The 19459-nt window shown below is 59.7% G+C and carries 12 protein-coding genes; 2 read left to right on the top strand and 10 right to left on the bottom strand.

Features of this window, described 5'->3' with window-relative positions:
• Window positions 1-60: 60 nt before the first annotated feature.
• A complete protein-coding gene (locus DDE20_RS19350; RefSeq protein ID WP_116559632.1) occupies window positions 61-339 on the top strand; it encodes a DUF1775 domain-containing protein in 279 nt (92 codons plus the stop codon).
• Between the two features lie 105 nt (window positions 340-444).
• Entirely contained in the window at window positions 445-1998 is a 1554-nt protein-coding gene (locus DDE20_RS16515) for a copper resistance CopC/CopD family protein (protein ID WP_116559631.1), read from the top strand.
• A 333-nt stretch (window positions 1999-2331) separates the two neighbouring features.
• On the opposite strand, the gene DDE20_RS16510 is transcribed toward DDE20_RS16515, so the two are convergent.
• The 10 genes from DDE20_RS16510 to DDE20_RS16465 form a co-directional block, all read right to left on the bottom strand.
• The gene (locus DDE20_RS16510; RefSeq protein WP_116559630.1) at window positions 2332-4062 is read right to left on the bottom strand and encodes a UvrD-helicase domain-containing protein; all 1731 of its coding nucleotides are present in this window, start codon (window positions 4060-4062) and stop codon (window positions 2332-2334) included.
• A gap of 3 nt (window positions 4063-4065) precedes the next feature.
• On the bottom strand, window positions 4066-5970 hold the full coding sequence (locus tag DDE20_RS16505) for an ATP-dependent nuclease (RefSeq protein ID WP_116559629.1): 1905 nt from the start codon (window positions 5968-5970) through the stop codon (window positions 4066-4068).
• A 321-nt stretch (window positions 5971-6291) separates the two neighbouring features.
• Window positions 6292-8100: a TniQ family protein gene (locus DDE20_RS16500; RefSeq protein ID WP_116559628.1), complete on the bottom strand. Its 1809-nt coding sequence runs from the start codon at window positions 8098-8100 to the stop codon at window positions 6292-6294.
• A gap of 315 nt (window positions 8101-8415) precedes the next feature.
• Complete coding sequence (locus tag DDE20_RS16495) at window positions 8416-12111, bottom strand: vitamin B12-dependent ribonucleotide reductase (RefSeq protein ID WP_116559627.1); 3696 nt, start codon at window positions 12109-12111, stop codon at window positions 8416-8418.
• A gap of 480 nt (window positions 12112-12591) precedes the next feature.
• Window positions 12592-13578: an ABC transporter substrate-binding protein gene (locus DDE20_RS16490; RefSeq protein ID WP_116559626.1), complete on the bottom strand. Its 987-nt coding sequence runs from the start codon at window positions 13576-13578 to the stop codon at window positions 12592-12594.
• A 39-nt stretch (window positions 13579-13617) separates the two neighbouring features.
• The gene (locus DDE20_RS16485) at window positions 13618-14502 is read right to left on the bottom strand and encodes an ABC transporter permease (protein ID WP_205961694.1); all 885 of its coding nucleotides are present in this window, start codon (window positions 14500-14502) and stop codon (window positions 13618-13620) included.
• A gap of 239 nt (window positions 14503-14741) precedes the next feature.
• Window positions 14742-15635: an ABC transporter permease gene (locus DDE20_RS16480; protein WP_116559624.1), complete on the bottom strand. Its 894-nt coding sequence runs from the start codon at window positions 15633-15635 to the stop codon at window positions 14742-14744.
• The gene (locus DDE20_RS16475; RefSeq protein ID WP_116559623.1) at window positions 15632-16429 is read right to left on the bottom strand and encodes an ABC transporter ATP-binding protein; all 798 of its coding nucleotides are present in this window, start codon (window positions 16427-16429) and stop codon (window positions 15632-15634) included. Before DDE20_RS16475 ends, DDE20_RS16480 begins: the two co-directional genes overlap by 4 nt.
• An 82-nt stretch (window positions 16430-16511) precedes the next feature.
• Window positions 16512-17966: a dihydropyrimidinase gene (hydA, locus tag DDE20_RS16470; RefSeq protein ID WP_116559622.1), complete on the bottom strand. Its 1455-nt coding sequence runs from the start codon at window positions 17964-17966 to the stop codon at window positions 16512-16514.
• Window positions 17967-18131: 165 nt separating this feature from the next.
• Window positions 18132-19382 carry a Zn-dependent hydrolase gene (locus DDE20_RS16465; protein ID WP_116559621.1) on the bottom strand — a complete coding sequence of 417 codons (1251 nt, stop codon included), beginning with the start codon at window positions 19380-19382 and terminating at the stop codon, window positions 18132-18134.
• Window positions 19383-19459: the final 77 nt, after the last annotated feature.

Below are 19459 nucleotides of genomic sequence, written 5' to 3'. Positions count from 1 at the left end.
AGCTACTAGGCGTAGATATAGGCGTAGAACTGGTCGTCGACATAGAACCCCGGCGCTTGCATGAACGCTCGAAAGCTAGCTCGGACACGCCGACCCGTTAACCCACGGGGTTCCCTTGTCGCTTACGAACTTCTAGACGCTCATTTCGACCAGTTTTCCTTTCGCGGCAAAATGACCGACACATTTGCGGTAGGATCGACTGTCTATTTCCCTGTTGTGCAGGAATGCGCAAACGGGGCCGAACGTTGGATCGAAATCCCCGCCGAAGGTCAAGACCCCCATGAACTCGAAGGTCCGGCTCCGGGTGTGGAAATCACCGAACCAGGTCACAGCCACTAACGCGACTGCATAGCAGGGGGTCGTCCGATATCGGGCGGCCCCACCTTTCGGCGCTGAATTGACCCGAACAGAAGAATCCACGACAAATCGAGAGCGAGTAGACCGATGACACGACCGACAGGCATTCTGCATAGGTTTCTATGCACCTTGATTGCGGTTCTCGCGTTGGCGTCACCCGCTTTCGCTCATGCCGAGTTCCAAGGCAGCAGCCCAGCAGCCGATGCCCTGCTTGATGCTTTGCCCGAGACCGTAAGTCTGCGTTTCAGCGAACCCGTTGGCGTATTGACTATGGAATGGCTTCTACCGGACGGAACACGCAGTGCGGCTGAAGCATCTGCCAAGCCCGACGCGCTTTCTATTTCTGCACCTCCCGAAACCGGACGAGGCACCTATGTGCTGAACTGGCGGGTCGCCTCAGCCGATGGACATCCGGTCGGCGGGGCATTGGTGTTTTCGGTTGGCGAAGTCACGGGCGGGGCCGAACCGGATGTTCCGGCAACTGCTATTCCCTCAATTGCGGCGCGGTATCTGGCGGTTTTGAGCATGGTTCTGACAGTTGGTGCGGCGCTTTACGCCGCTATGATTGCACCATTGCCCCCGGTTGCCGGCCGCCTCTGGCGAACGTCCGCTCTGGCTGCACTCCCACTCGCTGGTGTCGCTCTCGGGGCATACGGGCTTGATCTTTTAGGTCGCGGATTTCCTGCCCTGCTGTCACCCGCCCCTTGGATCGCCGCTGTGTCTGCCCCGCGTGGCTGGGGACTTTTGATAGGTGCGGTCGCGGCCTTGATCGCAGGCAGTTCCTTAGGGAAGTGTGGTGTTGCTCTGTTTGCACTGGCTCTCGGGGCTATATCGCTTGCTGTGTCTGGCCATGCCAGCGTGGGGCCAAGCCGCTGGATCGGTCAGCCGCTGATGGGTCTGCACGCCGCCGCGTTGATCTTCTGGATCGGAGGGTTGCCGCCGTTGATTGCCAGCCTCTCGGGGGCGAATAACCTACGGGCTTTGCACAGGTTCTCGAAGGTGGCGCTTCCCGCTGTGATCGTGCTTGTGGCCTCTGGCGTTGGCCTGATTTTCATCCACAGCGTGGATGTTGCGACCCTGATCGGGTCGAACTGGGGCAAACTTCTGGCGTTCAAACTGGTTCTGGTGGCCTGCATGCTTGCGCTTGCCTTGCTGAACAAGACATGCTTGACCCCGGCACTCGCCGCTGCGCCCCTTGCGGCGCAATCTGGATTGCGCCGCAGCATTGGAGCCGAAATAGCACTCGGGATGATTGTCCTGCTGGTTGCCATGTGCTTTCGGCTGACCCCGCCGCCCGGTCCCGAAGAGGCAACTGACCAGATTTACCTGCACCTGCATGGCGCTGAGGTAATGGCCGATGTCACTTTTTCTGACGCGCCTCCCGGTGCGATTAACATAACAATCTATTTCGCGGATGGTGGCGGAGACCCACTACTGCCCAAGGAAGCCAGCCTTTTGTTCACAGACACTCTAGAAGGCATTGGCCCAATCAAGGTTGAGGCGGAATTAACGCCAGAAGGCACTTGGCTGGCGGGACCGTTGACGCTTCCCACCGAAGGGCCATGGGAAATGAAGTTGAGCGTTCTGATCACCGACTTCGAGCAATCGACTTTAACAGCAACACTTGCCACGCAAGAATAGCGGTTATGTCTCGTTCGCTTCGTCAATTGGGGCCACCAACCCAAAGCGTGTCACAGGTTTTAAGCAGCCATCTATGCAGCTTGCAGCGAAGGCTCACTTTGTCCGCATCTTACCGGTTCGCGACCCTCACGGCGAAGGTCAGCTATCGAAAATCAGCACTGAGGTTCATGGGGCCGCTTCGGGCTGGGAACTGCCGTTGGACGGATTTGTCACGAACGGCAGCTCAGGGCCGGTTCCGTCAGTCTGACAAGCATCGGCGGGAAGCGGTCGTTCGCTGCAGTCGCAACCCAACTGGCCAATTGCGAAGAAGATTGCGCAATAGGTCGCGCGCTATCAATCAATCAGGGGACTGGCTGTTCTGGGACGCACAAGCAGGACAAAGCTCCTCGCCCTGGTAATTCCAACGCGCAAAAGTCGCCGAGACGGTGCAAAGTCGGGCGCTTCGCGCTCAAGCAGGAAAGGGCTGGAATACATGCCTTCAATCATTACGACGCCGTCAAACTCTTTCCCTTTGGATTTGTGCAAGGTCATTAACGAGACGCCCTTCGGATCACGCTCCAGGCCGATCAGCTTTTCCTGATCAAGCACGCTTCGGATCATGCGTGCCGCGCCTTCATAGGTCGCGCGTTCCATCCAGCGCCCAGCCAAGGCCGTCGCCAGCGTATCGGAGGCGCGGAAAAGTCTCACCATCCGAGCATCCTGAAAGATCGCCTTCAAATCATCATGCGCTCGAAACGCTGCTCTAACGGTCTTCCAGTCTCTGACCGGATCACCCGTCAGAGCGGGGATTGCCGATAGCGCGGTCTCGAAGGTCTTCGGCGAGCCTTGCGTTAGGTCCTTACCCTCCGCGACCTTGGCCTTTGCTTTCCCAAAGCGCGCCGCCTTCGTGCCCGCCGTCTGCGCACCACGCCCACCATAGCGTTGGCAAAAATCCTTTTTGATCAGGAAATACTCTTCGATCTTGGCGTGCATCGCCTCGCGTGCAACCGGTGTATCCAGAGAGACAAATTCCAACGCCGACGCAATCGCAACACCGGCCGATGCCGAGAGCTCTTGATCCCAGACAATGTCATGGGGGATCGGCTTCAGGTCCTTTCCGTTATAGCTGTGCGGGACTTCGAGAATATCGGAGATTTCTGCGACCAGATCATTGCTTCTCGCCAGAACGGCGACGGTCGGATCATCGATCCCGCATTTGCGCAGGGTGTGAAGTGTGACCGCGACCGCGAAATGAACTGTTGCCGAGAACTGGTTCTTGTAGTCGTAGGACAGCCGCTTCACATCTTTGGTGTTGGGCAACGGGCCTTTGCCGCTCAGGACGCAATCCGCAAAGGCCAGAATGTCGCTGTCGGCGCTGCGGTAATTGTCATCACGCAGATCAACTTCACGAAGCACGATGGCACTCTTAAGAATATCCAGCCTATCCGCCCGAACGCCGGGCCGGAACGACCCTTCGAATATCCGTTGTTCTGTATCAGCGAGAAATAGGGTTTGAGTGACGGCGCTGAGTTGCTGGACAAAACGCCATTGATCGTCATCGGAATCCTGAAATTCATCAAGGATCACCAGTGGGAAGAGCCGTCCCATCCAGATGCGCAGGTGCGAACTGCCCTCGAAGAGCTCCGCCGTTGCAGCGGCGAAGAGGTCGAAGCAAATAATCCCGTCTTCATCTTTCAGTCGTTTGCTTTCCGTCGTCCAGTCTCCATCGAACTGCGTGCGCCGTATGCCTTCCTCTGACGGGGCCATCATCTTCAGAGGCCGCCCGCCCAGCAAGCGCCCATGGCAATGCAGGATATCCCAGCAGAAGGAATGATAGGTGCGCACATCAATGCGCTTCATTTCTTCTTTGTTGAGGATCTCTCGGCAGCGCTTGAGGATTTGTTGCACGGCGGCGCGCGAAAAACTCAGGAAAATAATGCTTTGCCCCTTTGCGAGGCTATCCAGAATACCCTTGCTCTTGAGCAGCGCGAGTGTCGTTTTGCCCGATCCCGGCCCGCCGATGACCAGCGCGTGCCCCTGTTCATCAATGACCGATTGACGTTTTTCGCAGATCGTAAAGGCCATCACTCAGATCAGGTCCTCGGCGTCGATATCCAGCGGGTCGGGATCATCCGGTCCATCTTCGCCGTCTCCCGAATCGTCGTCTGTATCGTCCAGCTTGGGCAGCGCCATGTCGGCGGCGACCTTTTCCAGAAAGCCCTTCACGGTTCCGGGCATCTCTTCCAGCGTCGCGCATTGTTCGATCAGCATCGCAGCGAAGCCCGAGCCCTTTTTGGCTTTGAGGACTTGTTTGGACAACAGGATCACGTCGTCATCGCTTTCGCCGCCTTTCAGATACCCCTTATCGGTTGGGTAGTCGGGATGGTCCTTGGCCTGATCCAGAAACCGCCGAAGAACCGCAGGCGGCACTTCGGCGGCCAGCAAGTCTTCCGTGCCCTTATACGCGCTCTCGAAATTGTAGTGATAAGTGTCCAGCTTCTCCGTCTGGTCTGCCGTCCAGGCTTTTTGAGGCTGATCGTGGAAGGCAAAGGTCGTCTTTTTCAATACCTCAAAAAACGGCCCCCATTTCGGGACATCGGACTGCGAACCCGCATCAAAGACGCTCACCCCAATCAAGTCCAACGGCGCATAAGCATCAGATTTATCGAGAGCTTCATACACGTAGCTTGCCGCTGCCAGCATCTTGGCTTCGGTATCGCCTTCGGCGACGATCACGCCGCGCGCCAAGACGGCTTCGGCCAATTGCCTGCGATTGGTGCGCAGTGCTCTGTGTTTGATGACGCCCGCAGGAATACTATCCGAAGACAAAATCCCCGCCGTCCGGGAGACAGCCCGCAGATTCGCCATATCGAACTCTTCAATTACATAGGGTGAATGGGAAGTGATGATGGCCTGTCCCATATTCTTCAGGAGATATTTCGCGATCCGACGCTGCGAATGGGGCGGCAAGGCAATCTCAGGTTCTTCCATCGCAAAGATGATGGCGCGGTTGCCCCGCAAATCCGCAATATGGGTCAGCAGTGCAAAGACCAGTGCGTTCACCGCGCCTGTCCCGAGGCGGTTGAACGGAACCGCGTGGTTGCTGTCCTGGCTCTTCAGGAAGAGCTGGACCACCTCACGCAAGTTCTCCCGCGTCAGGTCAGAAGCATAGAAGCCAGTCGCATCCTGGTCCGCAGACAAGCCGACGAAGCGCGCCATACGGTCCCTGATTTGCCTCTGAATGCCCTCGAGCTGGGGAATGTCTCCAATCGGCGGGTCCAGGGCGCGCAGTTGCCTCACCGTGCTTTCCCACATTGATTCCTTCCCGGTGTCGCCGAGCCGTAGGATCGTATCGAGCAGCGAGCCGCGTTCCAGACTAAGGGCGCGACGTCCGGTCCGTAGCGTCCGCAAATAGATGAAGCCGCACTGGATTTTCCAATCACGAGGGAAGAAGTGCAGGCCCGCAAATGGCTTGCCAAAGTGTTCATCGTCTTCGCCAAGTTCTTCGACAGGGTGTGCGAAATACGTCGCCCCGACAAAGTCATCCTCCTTTCGGTCATAATGACCGATGAAGGTCAGTGGCAGGGCGCGGACGATATCTTCGCCATTGGCGTCCTCGGGCGCTGCGCCATCTTCATCTACAAATCCACTTTTGGCATCGCTCCATGGACGGGTCTTCGAAAAAAGTTTCTTCTCCATCTCTTCAGGCAGATGAAGCAGAACTACATCAATCTTGATGTAAACAGGATTATCGTCCTCATCGAGATAACGGCCAGCATGAAAGTCATGCTCATTGACGATTGGGCGACGATAGGCACGCTCTGGACCAAGCACCAGTTCCAGCGCTTCACAGATCGTAGACTTGCCCGCATTGTTGCCGCCAACAAGAAGTGTGTGGCCATGGAAATCAACTAATCCACTTTTTACACCTCTAAAATTTTGGATCAACAGGCGCCGAACAATAAGAGGTTTACGTTTTTCTTCTTTCAACAATTAAAAAATCCTATTCAGGCTGGAGGGCCATCATCAATAGGTGTAAACGAGCACGCTGACGCGGCAAAACGGCACTTCGCCACCACCTTCGATTGTCACCCTACAGCTTACAGGCGCACTCGCCAAATATAAGATTTCGATTGCTGCGCTGCCGCAATCGCGGGCTATGTGTAAGGCAGCTAAGGGCCGGAAGCGCGCGTCTCCAAATTCCTGCAATCGGCGTCTCTGGAGATCAATCTGATCGTTGGTTTCTTAGTTTGCAGTCCTTATGTTGGATTCGATTAAACTCATCGCAGACGCGAACTAAGTCATGTTCAGCCATCAGATATTAACGAGATGCCCCCGCTCGTAGATAAATTCCTTTCCGTCTAAGGAAACGAATGCGGGCTCGATACCGGCGTCATCGAGTTTGCGTTTGATCGCGATCGGGCTGCGCCCGCTACGTGACAGGTAGCGGCGCGAAACATATTGCGCGTTGAACAGAGCAAATTCATCATCTGGAATTCGGGTTTCTGGTTGATGATGGCTTCGTGTCTCGGTTGCCTGCACAAGGCCGAAACAGCCGGCGTCAGCCAATTGCTGCAGGAAATCAGTGCTGATCCCCGCGTCTTTTGACACCGCCGAGATCGACGTTGAGAGCCGCCTGCCCTGCACGGCCTTTAAGCGCTGCGCCACTTCACCTTTCCGAATTAGGATCGCCGACAAACCTTGCTTGCGGGAATCTCTGAATACCTCCCTCAACTGCTGTTGCGTGATCAGATTCAGGACATCAGTCGTCGTGCTGCCGAGGTTGCTGACGGTTTCTGTCACGCTCGTCAATGTGTGATGCTGGGGCGCACATGGGAAACTGTTAAAGAAACTGGTCCACTGACTGATCGCGGCTTCCGTGAAACGCGGCCGCGCTTTATCGCCGCCCTCCCCCGGCTTCAACTGCCCGCCAGCTATCAACCTCTCCATCTGTGTGCGCGTCATACCCAGACGGCGTTGGGCCTCCGCATAACCCACCGAACCCGATGCTTGCTCGAGGAACGTCTGCGCCGCCGGTGCGCTAAACAATGCTTCAAAATCAGGCCGGTCCGATTCAGCGAGGAGACCCGCGTCAGTTAGCAGCCGGCGCAGCCTTTTGGGATGCAAGCCATGTGTCTGTGAGGCAGTCCTGATGGAATGCAGGCGTCGCTCTGGAAGCCGATATCCAAGAACCATTACGCCCGCATCAAGCGGCCAGGTCTCTAGGATGTGTTGCCGAAACAGATCGCGCAGTGGCGCATAGGCGTCCCCCTTTCCGCTACCGCGGGTCATCCATTCATAAATCCGGCCGTAGCGGGCCTGAGGCTTGTCTTGAGGCGAGCCCTTCTCTGAGTGAAGCGTTTCAAAATAGGCGACGACTGCCTGCGGTCCTTCCGCGAGAAGCGCAAAGCCTGAATCGGTTGCGACCGCGAGATCGCGAGATGTCATATCGCGGATTCCTACCTGCTTTCCAAATAGTAGGGAAATACCCATCATCTCGCATGCGGCGCCCAACGCCCCGAGGGAAAATTCCATTAGCCAACTCTTCGTTGCATTCCCAGCCAGTCGATCTGAGAGATGGCGCTCAAACTGGGCCTCCGCCGGGCTAGGATCGTCAAGCTCCCCATCCGCGATTTCTAAAAGCCAAGGGCTCCATGACGAGGCAAACTCATACATGAGATCCTCTTCCGGCGGCGCAACCAGGAACAGATGATGGATTGGGCAGGTTCGCGCGGAGGAAAAAGACCAGAGAACGCGGGCATAGGCATTCACCATCGCACTCGCGGACATCTGACCGCCGAGATCAGCACGAAAGCATGCAGGGCATATCCGGTTCCGGCGAAGGTAGAGATGGCGCTTTTCGACGGTTGAACCGGCTATCCGATAGGAGGAGCTATCGAGGGGTCGAAATGCCCGATTGGAAAGACGCGTCGCCTCGACGCCGCCAAGCTCTGCCAAGCCAGCCAAGGTCGTCGGGTCACCGTTAAGGATGTCTGTGATCGTAAACTGGAAGTCTTTCAGGAGTTCGGACAGGCTCGGCAGCTGATTGACCGCTGCAAGGCGCGATCCAAACGACAGTGCGGTCTCATCATCATGCAAGGTAACCGAATGCGGCATCAACATAGCGGTCTCCTGTGCCTGATGCGTGAAAAGTTCCAGCCCAACACGTCGCAAATAATTAGGGGCGCCGCAAGGACGCCCCTAATATGATGACTTCGTTGAGTTTTCGGCTTAGACGCCTGCTCCGATTTTCACCACCAAGCGCATTGAGGCGCTTCGGGCATCAAGGTGTCAATTTTGAAATTCTGATGGAATTCCGGATTCTGACACCAATACAATAACTTAACGCTCGGAGCCGCGTCGGACTTCCAGTTCTTGGAACAAACTTAGCCCGATTTGGGAGCTACTTTGCCCCTGCTGACACCCACCTCAATCTCTTTAACTACACCCAGACGTCCCGCCGCAGGTGTTGCATTTCATGCAGGTGCCGTTGCGGACGAGGGTGTAGTTGCCGCATTCGGTGCAGGGATCGCCCTCAAAGCCTTGCATTTTGGCTTTGGTGCGCGGGTCGAAGGAGGCGGTGGTGGAGCCAACGCTGGAGCCGACCGGAGAGCCGACGGCGAGGCCGACGGTGGCGGTTTCGGTGAGGGTGGCGGTGGCGATTGTGGTTTCGTGGCTGGCGGCGCTGTCGCGCATTTCAGCCTTGCCGCCGCCCTGCAGCACCACCAGCTCTTGCGGCAGGCGTTTGCGCAGGTAGCCGGTCGAGGAGATCTGCCGCAGCACCTCAAGCCCGCGCGAGGCGGCGTCGTCGGTCACCGTGCTGACGTTCTGCTGGCCCTCACGGGCGCCCTCGCCGAGGTCGTCGAATGCTGCACCCGTGGGTTTGACATGCGCCAGATCGGTGCGGTCGAGGTAAGACACAGCCAGTTCGCGGAAGATATAGTCGAGGATCGAGGTCGCGTTCTTGATCGCCTCGTTGCCCTGCACCATGCCCGCGGGTTCAAAGCGGGTGAAGGTGAAAGCGTCGACATATTCCTCGAGCGGCACGCCGTATTGCAGGCCCACCGAGATCGCGATGGCGAAATTGTTCATCATCGCGCGGAAACCGGCGCCTTCCTTGTGCATGTCGATGAAAATCTCGCCGAGCTTGCCGCTAGAATACTCGCCGGTACGCAGATAGACCTTATGGCCGCCGATCAGCGCCTTTTGGGTGTAGCCCTTGCGCCGCTCGGGGAGTTTCTCGCGGCCACGAGCGACCTCTTTGATGATCACCTTTTCGATGATCTTCTCGGCGATCACCGCGGCTTTCTCCTGATTGGAGCCGGTGGCGAGGATCTCTTCGGCCTCTTCGTCGTCTTCGATCAGCGCGGCGGCCAGCGGCTGGCTGAGTTTCGAGCCGTCACGGTAAAGCGCATTGGCCTTGATCCCCAGCGAGTGGCTGAGTTCATAGGCGGCCAGTGTTTCCTCGATCGAGGCGGTGTTGGGCATGTTGATGGTTTTCGAGATCGCGCCCGAAATGAACGACTGCGCGGCGGCCATCATATAGATGTGGCTATCGACGCTGAGGAAGCGCTTGCCGGTCTTGCCGCAGGGGTTGGCGCAGTCGAACACGCTCAGATGCTCGGGCTTGAGGTGCGGCGCGCCTTCCAGCGTCATCGTGCCCAAGACATGGTCATTGGCGGCGTCGATCTGGGCGCGGGTGAAGCCGAGGTGGCGCAGCAGTTCAAACGAGGGATCGTTGAGCTTGGCCTCGGGGATGCCCAGCGCTTCGCGGCAGAAGTCCTCGCCCAGCGTCCATTGGTTGAACACAAAGCGGATGTCGAAGGCCGAGGGCAGCGCGGCTTCGATCTTTTTGATCTCGACCTCGCTGAAGCCGTGGCCGACCAGCGCCGTGTGGTTGATATGGGGCGCCTGCCCCAGCGTGTTGTGGCCGACCGCATGGGCGATGATCTCGGCGATCTGGGCTTTGGTATAGCCGAGTTTGGTCAAGGCGGCGGGGACCGACTGGTTGATGATCTTGAAATAGCCGCCACCGGCCAGTTTCTTGAATTTCACCAGCGCGAAATCGGGCTCGATGCCGGTGGTGTCGCAATCCATCACCAGACCGATGGTGCCGGTGGGGGCGATCACCGTCGCCTGCGCGTTGCGGTAGCCGTGGGCCTCGCCCAAGGCCAGCGCCTCATCCCATGCGTTGCGGGCCAGATCGACGAGGCGCGCGTCGGGGCAGTTCGCGGCATCAAGTGCCACGGGGGCGACATTGACGCCCTCATAGTCGCTGGCGCCATGGGCGGCGCGGCGGTGGTTGCGGATCACCCGCAGCATCGCATCGGCGTTTTTCGCGTAGCCGGGGAAGGCGCCAAGTTCGGCGGCCATCTCGGCTGAGGTCGCATAGGAGACGCCGGTCATGATCGCGGTCAGCGCCGAACACATGGCGCGGCCTTCGGCACTGTCGTAGCCAAAGCCCATGTTCATCAGGAGGCCGCCGATATTGGCATAGCCGAGGCCGAGCGTGCGGTATTCGTAAGACCGCTGGGCGATTTCCTTGGAGGGGAATTGCGCCATCATCACGCTGACTTCCAAAGTGATCGTCCAGAGGCGCGAGGCGTGCATATAGGCCTCGGCGTCAAAGGCGCCGTCTTTGTAGAAGGTCAAGAGGTTCATCGAGGCGAGGTTACAGGCGGTGTCGTCGAGGAACATATATTCCGAGCACGGGTTCGAGCCGCGGATCGCGCCGTCTGCCGGGCAGGTGTGCCAGGCGTTGACCGTGTCGTGGAACTGGATGCCGGGGTCGGCGCAGGCCCAAGCGGCGTGGCCGACCTGATCCCAAAGCTCGCGGGCTTTGACGGTCTTGGCGGTCTCGCCATCGGTGCGGCGGATCAGGGCCCAATCGTCGTCATTCTTGACCGCTTGCAGGAAGGCGTCGGTGACGCGCACCGAGTTGTTCGAGTTCTGGCCGGAGACGGTGACATAGGCCTCGGAATCCCAATCCGTATCATAGGTGGGAAATTCGATGCTGGTGTAGCCCTGACGCGCGTATTGCAGGATGCGGTTGGTGTAAGTGTCTGGGATCATGGCCTTTTTGGCCGATTTGATCGCGGCTTTCAGATCGGGGTTCTGGGCCGGATCGACGGCGGCTTCGCTGGCGCCGTCCCATGTGCGGATGGCGGTGAAAATCGCGTTGAGATGCTGCTCATGGGCTTTGGAACCGGCGACCAGCGAGGCGACTTTTTGTTCCTCGATCACCTTCCAGTTGATGAACTGCTCGACATCGGGGTGATCCATATCGCAGATCACCATTTTCGCCGCGCGCCGCGTGGTGCCGCCGGATTTGATCGCGCCTGCGGCACGGTCACCGATCTTCAGAAAGCCCATCAGACCCGAGGATTTGCCACCGCCCGAGAGGTTCTCGCCCTCGCCGCGCAGGGAGGAGAAATTGGTGCCGGTGCCGGAGCCGTATTTGAACAGCCGTGCCTCGCGGACCCAGAGGTCCATGATGCCGCCCTCGTTGACCAGATCATCCGAGACCGACTGGATGAAACAGGCGTGGGGCTGCGGGTGCTCGTAGGAGGATTTCGATTTCACCAGCTTATGGGTGAAGGGATCGACGTAGTAATGCCCCTGCGACGGGCCGTCGATGCCGTAGGCCCAATGCAGACCGGTGTTGAACCACTGCGGGGAGTTCGGCGCGGCCATCTGCGCGGCGAGCATGAAGCGCATCTCGTCAAAATAGCCCTGCGCGTCGGCCTCGGAGGTGAAATAGCCCCCCTTCCAGCCCCAATAGGCCCAAGCGCCGGCGAGCCGGTCAAAGACCTGCCGCGCCGAGGTTTCGCCGATATAGCGCTTGTCTTCGGGCAGGCTTTTGAGCGCGTCCTGATCGGCGACCGAGCGCCAGAGGAACTCGGGCACGTTCTTTTCAGCGACTTTCTTGAGGCGTGCGGGCACACCGGCTTTGCGGAAATACTTCTGCGCAATCACATCCGAGGCGACCTGGCTCCAGCCCTTGGGCACTTCGACGGCAGCGTTGCGGAACACGATCCGCCCGTCGGGATTCCTGATCTCCGACACGGTGGTGGTGAACTCCAGTGCCGCGTAAGCGTCCTTGCCTTCGGTGGTGAATTTGCGCTCGATTTGCATTGTGCCTGTCCCCGATCAATCCATATGTCCCGCCGGTCTCTGGGCCTTTTTCTCGATATCATTGGCGCGCTCCGGGATCAGGACACGGCAAAACCATCACCGCGTGAAAGTCACGCGATAACCAGACACACGCGGTTTGCGCGTGTTCCGCTAGGGGAATGTGTGTGTTCCGTCACCCGGGCGAGCCTTACCATATCTAGTGGCCCTTGAACCGGCCTACACAAACTGACGTATCAACGCATAGGGGTCAACAGTGATTATTTTGATCCCGCGCCATCTCTGGGCTTGATTATTCCCGCCTATCTGTCTGCCGCGCCGACTCATCGGTGAACCGGCCAAGGATTCCTAATCACATCGCATACTTGGCGAATGTGACGAGAAAGAAAATAAAATTGGCCCGACATCGCGCGGATGCCGGGCCAGTGCTGGAGTGATGCACAAAGGACGCAGCGCAAGAGCCGCGTTGCGCCCTTTCGCGGATTAGTTGAGTGCCGCGTCGGTCACTACATGGGTAAACGCACCCTCGGGTTCGGCGGTGATCACCGGATCCGAACCGCCGCCCAAAAGCGTGGCCACGGTGCGGGCATAGGCCTCTTCGTCAAGGCGGCCGGTGGCGCCTTCGGTCAGCATCGCGACCTCACGCATCATGAAGATCTGATGCGCCTCGGTCTGGGCACCCGATTCGTCATTGTCGAGCACCATCATCGCCGCTTCTTCGGGATTCTCGGCGGCCCATTCCCAACCGCGCATCGACGCCCGGACGAATCGCGCCATCCGGTCGACAAACTCGGGATCCTCGAGATTTTCCTCAAGCACATAGAGCCCGTCTTCCAGCGTCGCGACGCCCTGATCCTCGTATTTGAAGGTGACCAGTTGATCGGCGGGAATGCCGGCATCCAGGACCTGACCATATTCGTTATAGGTCATCGTCGAGATGCAATCGGCCTGCCGCTGCAGCAAGGGATCAACGTTGAAGCCTTGCCGCAGCACTTCGACCCCGTCATCGCCGCCCTCGGTCGGGATGCCGAGATGGTTCATCCACGACAGGAACGGGTATTCATTGCCAAAGAACCAGACGCCCAGCGTGCGGCCCGGAAAATCATCCGGCGAGGTGATGCCGGTTTCCGCCAGACAGGTCAGCATCATGCCCGAGCGCGCGAAGGGCTGGGCGATATTGACCACCGGCGCGCCCTGCTCACGGGCGGCCAGAGCCGAGGGCATCCAGTCGACCATGACATCGGCGCCGCCGCCCATCAGCACCTGCACCGGCGCGATATCGGGGCCACCGGGGCGGATGGTGACATCAAGCCCCTCTTCCTCGTAAAAGCCGTTCTCGAGCGCCGCGTAATAGCCGCCGAACTGCGCCTGCGTCACCCATTTGAGCTGCAGGGTGATGTCATCAGCCGAGGCCGCGCCCGCGCTGATGCCAAGACCTGCTGTCATGGCGACAAGGTAGAATTTCTTCATCAGTCTTCCTCCCGTTATGAACGGCCCTTATGGACCCTTTTATCTGCTGCGCTGTGACGGGTGCCAGAAGGTCACCCGCTTTTCGAGCAGAGCCCAGAACCCGTAGAACGCCGAGCCAAGCAGCGCTGCTACGGTTATTTCAGCCCACACCATATCGAGTTGTAAACGCCCGACTTCTGTGGAAATGCGGAATCCCATGCCGCGGGTGGGCGAGCCGAAGAATTCGGCCACGATTGCCCCGATAAGTGCCAGTGTTGCACAGATTTTCAGCCCGTTGAAAATAAAAGGCATGGCCGCTGGCAGACGTAGCGTCACCAGCGTTTGCCACCAGCCCGCCGAATAGGTGCGCATCAGATCGCGCTGCATCGCCTCGGTCGAGGCCAGCCCCTGCACGGTGTTGACCAGCATCGGGAAAAACACCATCGCCACGACCACCGCCGCTTTGGATGGCCAGTCAAAGCCGAACCACATCACAAAGATCGGCGCGGTGCCGATGATCGGCAAAGCCGCCAGAAAATTGCCCACCGGCAAGAGCCCACGGCGCAGGAAGGCATAGCGGTCCACCACCAGTGCAAAGACCACCGCCGCGCCGCAGCCGATGGCAAACCCCGACAGCGTGCCGCGCACAAAGGTCTGCACGAGGTCGATCCAGAGCACATCGAGCGAGGCGGCAAAGCGCATGCCGATCTCGCTGGGCGCGGGCAGGATCACCTTGGGGACCTCCAGCGCCTTGACCGCGGTTTCCCAAACCCAGAGCAGCGTCACCCCAAAGACCAAGGGCGCGACCAGCGGATGCAGACGCGCCCAGAGGCTGCCCGCGCGGGGCCGGACCTCGGCGACAAATGAGACAAACGCCCAGCCGCCAAGCCAGATCGCGGCGACCGCGCTCCAGAAGGCCGCGCCCTCGGCGCCGGTTTGCTGCATGGCCAGAGCGTAGGCGGCGAAGACCAGCGCGTTCCAGAAGGCCAAGAGCAACAGCACGCGCCATAATTTGGGCGGGCGCTGCCGGTAGCCATAGGCGAAGACCACCGCCGCGACCAACGCCGCGATCACCTCGCTGGAGGGTTGCGCCGCCGCGCCGCCCAGCCCCAGCACCAGCGCCAAAGCGACGGCCAATGCGAGCCCCAGATGCTGCCAGGCTCCGGGAGTATTGATCACCCTGTTCATGCTGCAATCCCCATCCGCCGCAGCGTGCGCCGCTCTATCATCCCGACGATGCCGACCAGCCCCGCCGCCAGTATCGCCGCCGCAAACAGCGCCGCCCAGATTTGCACGGTCTGCCCGTAATAGCTGCCCGACAGAAGCCGCACGCCAAGCCCGCCCTGCTGCACCGGCAATTCGCCGACAATCGTGCCGACCAAGGATGCGGCAATGCCGACCTTCAGCGAGGCAAAGAGGAAGGGCATCGAGGTTGGCAGGCGCAGTTTCGAGAACACATTGGCGCCGCTGGCGGAATAGGTTTTCATCAGGTCAAGCTGCATCGCATCCGGCGCGCGCAGCCCTTTGACCATGCCGACGACCACCGGAAAGAAACTGAGATAAGCGGCAATGATCGCCTTTGGCACGATCCCCGAGATGCCGATTGAGTTGAGCACCACGATGATCATCGGCGCCAGCGCGATGATCGGGATCGTCTGGCTGACAATCGCCCAGGGCATCACACTGGCATCCATCGCGCGGTTATAGACAATGCCGATGGCCAGCAGAATACCGGCGCCGGTGCCGATGAGAAAGCCCAGCATGGTGGCGCTCAGCGTCACCCAGCCGTGGTAGATCAGCGAGCGGTTCGACAGGCTCCCCGAGCGCCACCAGCCGCGGCGTCCGGTGAACTCCTCGACCACCGTCGAATTCCACATCTCGCGCACCACCTGATGCGGCGCGGGCAAGACCGGACGGTCCTGGTTCATCGTATTGGTGACGATCTGGCTAAACGCGATCTGATCACCGCGCATCGCCGCCTGATTACGCTCCCATGGCGCGTTCATCGGGATCACCGCGACATACCAGAGCGCAAGGATCGCCACGACAATGGTGAGGATGGGCAGCGCGTTCTTCATTCCGCCGCCTCGTCATATCCGGCGCGCAGCCCCTCGCGGACGCGGTGGGCGATGTCGATGAACTGCTGGCTGTCGCGGATATCGAGCGGGCGTTCCTTGGGCAGCGGGCTCTCGATGATATCGGTGATCCGGCCCGGACGTGGGCTCATGACCACGATTTTGGTCGACAGATAGACCGCCTCGGGGATCGAATGGGTGACAAAGCCGATGGTCTTTTCGGTGCGCGCCCAGAGTTTGAGCAATTCCTCGTTGAGCCTATCGCGGACGATTTCATCCAGCGCGCCGAAGGGCTCGTCCATCAACAGGATATCGGCGTCAAAGGCCAAGGCGCGGGCAATCGAGGCGCGCTGCTGCATGCCGCCCGAAAGCTGCCAGGGGAATTTCTTCTCGAACCCCGCCAGCTCGACCAACTCCAGCACCCGTGCGCAGCGTTCCTTTTGCTCGGCCTTCGAGAACCCCATGATCTCGAGCGGCAGTTTGATATTGCCGCCAATCGTGCGCCACGGATATAGCCCCGCGGCCTGAAACACATAGCCGTAGGCGCGGGCCTTGCGCGCCTCCGAGGGGCTCATACCGTTGACCGTCAGGGTGCCGGCGGTGGGCTGCTCAAGATCGGCGATGGTGCGCAAAAACGTCGTCTTGCCACAGCCCGAGGGGCCGATGAAGCTGACGAATTCGCCCTTGTTGATGGTCAGCGTCACATCCTTGAGCGCATGGACCGGCCCGTCGTTCGTCTGGAACGTGAGGCCTAGGTCTTGTGCCTGGATGACCGAGGAAGTCGGCGTCTGGGTCATGCGTTACGTCTTTCTAAAACCGGTCGTCATTGTGGTGAGGGCGGGCACCGCACCCCTGTCAGGCACGGTGCCACAAGCGTGATCAGACGCCGGTCGCGGGGATGCCGCTGCGCTGCACGGGCCGCGGCGCGGTGATGTCCTTCCACTGGCTCAGCGCCTTATTGACCGTGGCATTGGGCGCGCGGGCAACGAATTTACCATGGCCGGGCTGGTGGCGCATCTCGCCGTCATGCACCGCCACATGGCCACGGGTCAGGGTGAACCGCGGCAGACCTTTGACATGTTTGCCCTCGAAGACGTTGTAATCAATCGCAGATTGCTGGTTGCCCGCCGAGATGGTTTTCTCTTTCTCGGGGTCCCAGACCACCAGATCGGCATCCGCGCCGACCAGCACCGCGCCTTTTTTCGGATAGCAGTTGAGGATCTTGGCGATATTGGTCGAGGTGACGGCGACAAATTCATTGGGCGTCAACCGGCCGGTGGCGACACCATGGGTCCAGAGCATCGGCATCCGGTCTTCCAGCCCGCCGGTGCCATTGGGGATTTTTGAAAAATCGCCCACACCGTAACGCTTTTGCTCGGTGGTAAAGGCGCAGTGATCGGTGGCAACCACGCTTAAAGACCCCGATTGCAGACCGGCCCAGAGGCTGTCCTGATGCTTTTTGTTGCGAAACGGCGGCGACATCACCCGGCGCGCGGCATGATCCCAATCGGCGTTGAAATACTCGGATTCGTCGAGCGTCAGATGCTGGATCAAGGGCTCGCCCCAGACCCGCTTGCCCGCCTGTTTGGCCCGCCGGATCGCCTCATGGCTCTCTTCGCAGGAGGTATGCACCACATAAAGCGGCACACCGGCCATATCGGCAATCATGATCGCGCGGTTGGTGGCCTCGCCCTCGACCTGCGGCGGGCGCGAATAGGCATGGGCCTCGGGGCCGGTATTGCCCTCGGCCAAGAGTTTCGCGGTCAATTCCGCCACCACATCGCCGTTCTCGGCATGGACCATGGCGGTGGCGCCCAGCTCCGAGAGGCGTTTGAACGAGGAATACATCTCGTCATCATTGACCATCAAGGCGCCCTTATAGGCCATGAAATGCTTGAAGGTGTTGATGCCGCGCTCGCGCACCACCGCCTCCATATCGTCAAACACCTGCTCGCCCCACCAGGTCACCGCCATATGGAAGGAATAATCGCAATTGGCCCGGGTGGATTTATTGTCCCAGCGTTTGAGCGCATCCAACAGGCTCTCGCCCTGATTTGGCAGGGCGAAATCCACCACCATGGTGGTGCCACCGGCCAGCGCGGCGCGGGTGCCGCTGTCGAAATCATCGGTGGAATAGGTGCCCATAAAGGGCATTTCCAGATGGGTATGGGGATCAATCCCGCCCGGCATCACATAACAGCCGCTGGCGTCCAGCTCGGTGCCGCCCTTGAGGTTCTTCCCGATCTCGGTGATCACCCCATCCTCAACCCGCACATCCGCCTCATAGGTCAGATCCGCGGTGACAATGGTCCCGTTCTTGATGATGGTCGACATAGTCCCTCCACTGCGTCTTTTATTTGTTTATCTCTTTTGCCCCTTGCGCCCCACCGCGGATTTCATCTTGCCGGAAATACTCAAATTGAAATCCTGGGGGGTTCTCAGGGGGGCGTTTGCGCCCCTCTGAGGCGGGGGGTGCGGGGGGCGGCAGCCCCCCGCCCCTCACTCAACCACTTGCGCGGTCTCCAATACCGCATGGAGCAACACATCCGTGCCTGCCGCCGCCCAGTCTTTCGAGATCTCCTCGGCCTCGTTATGGCTGAGCCCGTCGACACAGGGGCACATGATCATCGCCGTCGGCGCCACATCATTGATCCAGCAGGCGTCATGGCCCGCGCCCGAGACGATATCCATATGCGAATAGCCCTGCTGTTCGGCGGCGCGGCGCACCGCGGCGACGCAATCCTCATCAAAGGCGGGCGGATCGAACTGGCCGACGATCTTGGCCTCGAACTCGACCCCGATTTCGGCGCAGAGTTCCGGCGCGCGGCTCATCAGTTCCTCGACCATAGCGTTGAGTTTATCCAGAATATGGGTCCGCATATCGACAGTGAACACCACTTTGCCCGGGATGATATTGCGCGAGTTCGGGTAGACGTCGATATGGCCGATCGCGCCCACCGCATTGGGCTGGTTTTTCATCGCGATCTCATGGACCAATTCGGTGATCAGCGCTAACCCGCGTCCGGCGTTCTTGCGCATCGCCATCGGCGTCGAGCCGGTGTGGCTTTCCTTGCCGGTGACCGTGCATTCGACCCAGCGCAGCCCCTGCCCGTGGGTGACGACGCCTATATCCTTGCCCTCGGCCTCCAAAATCGGCCCCTGTTCGATGTGCAACTCGAATAGCGCATGCATCTTGCGGTCGCCGACCTTCTCCTCGCCCTTCCAGCCGATCCGCTCCAGCTCATCGCCAAAGCGTTTGCCCTTGGCGTCCTCGCGGTCAAACGCCCAATCGAGCGTATGGCGCCCCGCAAACACCCCCGAGGCCAGCATCGCAGGGGCAAACCGCGTGCCCTCTTCATTGGTCCAATTGACCACCACAATCGGGTGTTTGGTCTTGATCCCGAGATCATTCATCGTGCGCACCGCTTCCAGCCCGCCCAGAACCCCCAGCACCCCGTCGTATTTGCCGCCCGTCGGCTGGGTATCGAGATGGCTGCCCATATAGACCGGCAAAGCCTCGGGATCTGTGCCCTCGCGGCGGGCGAACATATTGCCGATTTCATCGACCCCCATGGTCATCCCCGCCGTCTCGCACCAGCGCTGGAACAGGTGGCGGCCCTCGCTGTCTTCATCGGTCAGGGTCTGGCGGTTGTTGCCGCCCGCAATGCCGGGGCCGATCTTGGCCATCTCCATCAGACTGTCCCAAAGCCGGTCGGCATTGATGCGCAGATTGGCGGGTGTTGCGGTCATTCTCTCTCTCCTGTCGGGCAGTTATGGCGCAGCCCGAAAGGCTGCCTGCGCCGGTTTATCTGCGCGCTGTCGCCGCC

This window comes from Pararhodobacter oceanensis (assembly GCF_003076755.1).
GTDB classification, from domain to species: Bacteria; Pseudomonadota; Alphaproteobacteria; order Rhodobacterales; family Rhodobacteraceae; genus Pararhodobacter; species Pararhodobacter oceanensis.
The sequence above is the reverse complement of the archived record's forward strand: the minus strand, read 5'-3'. Positions and strand labels throughout refer to the sequence as shown.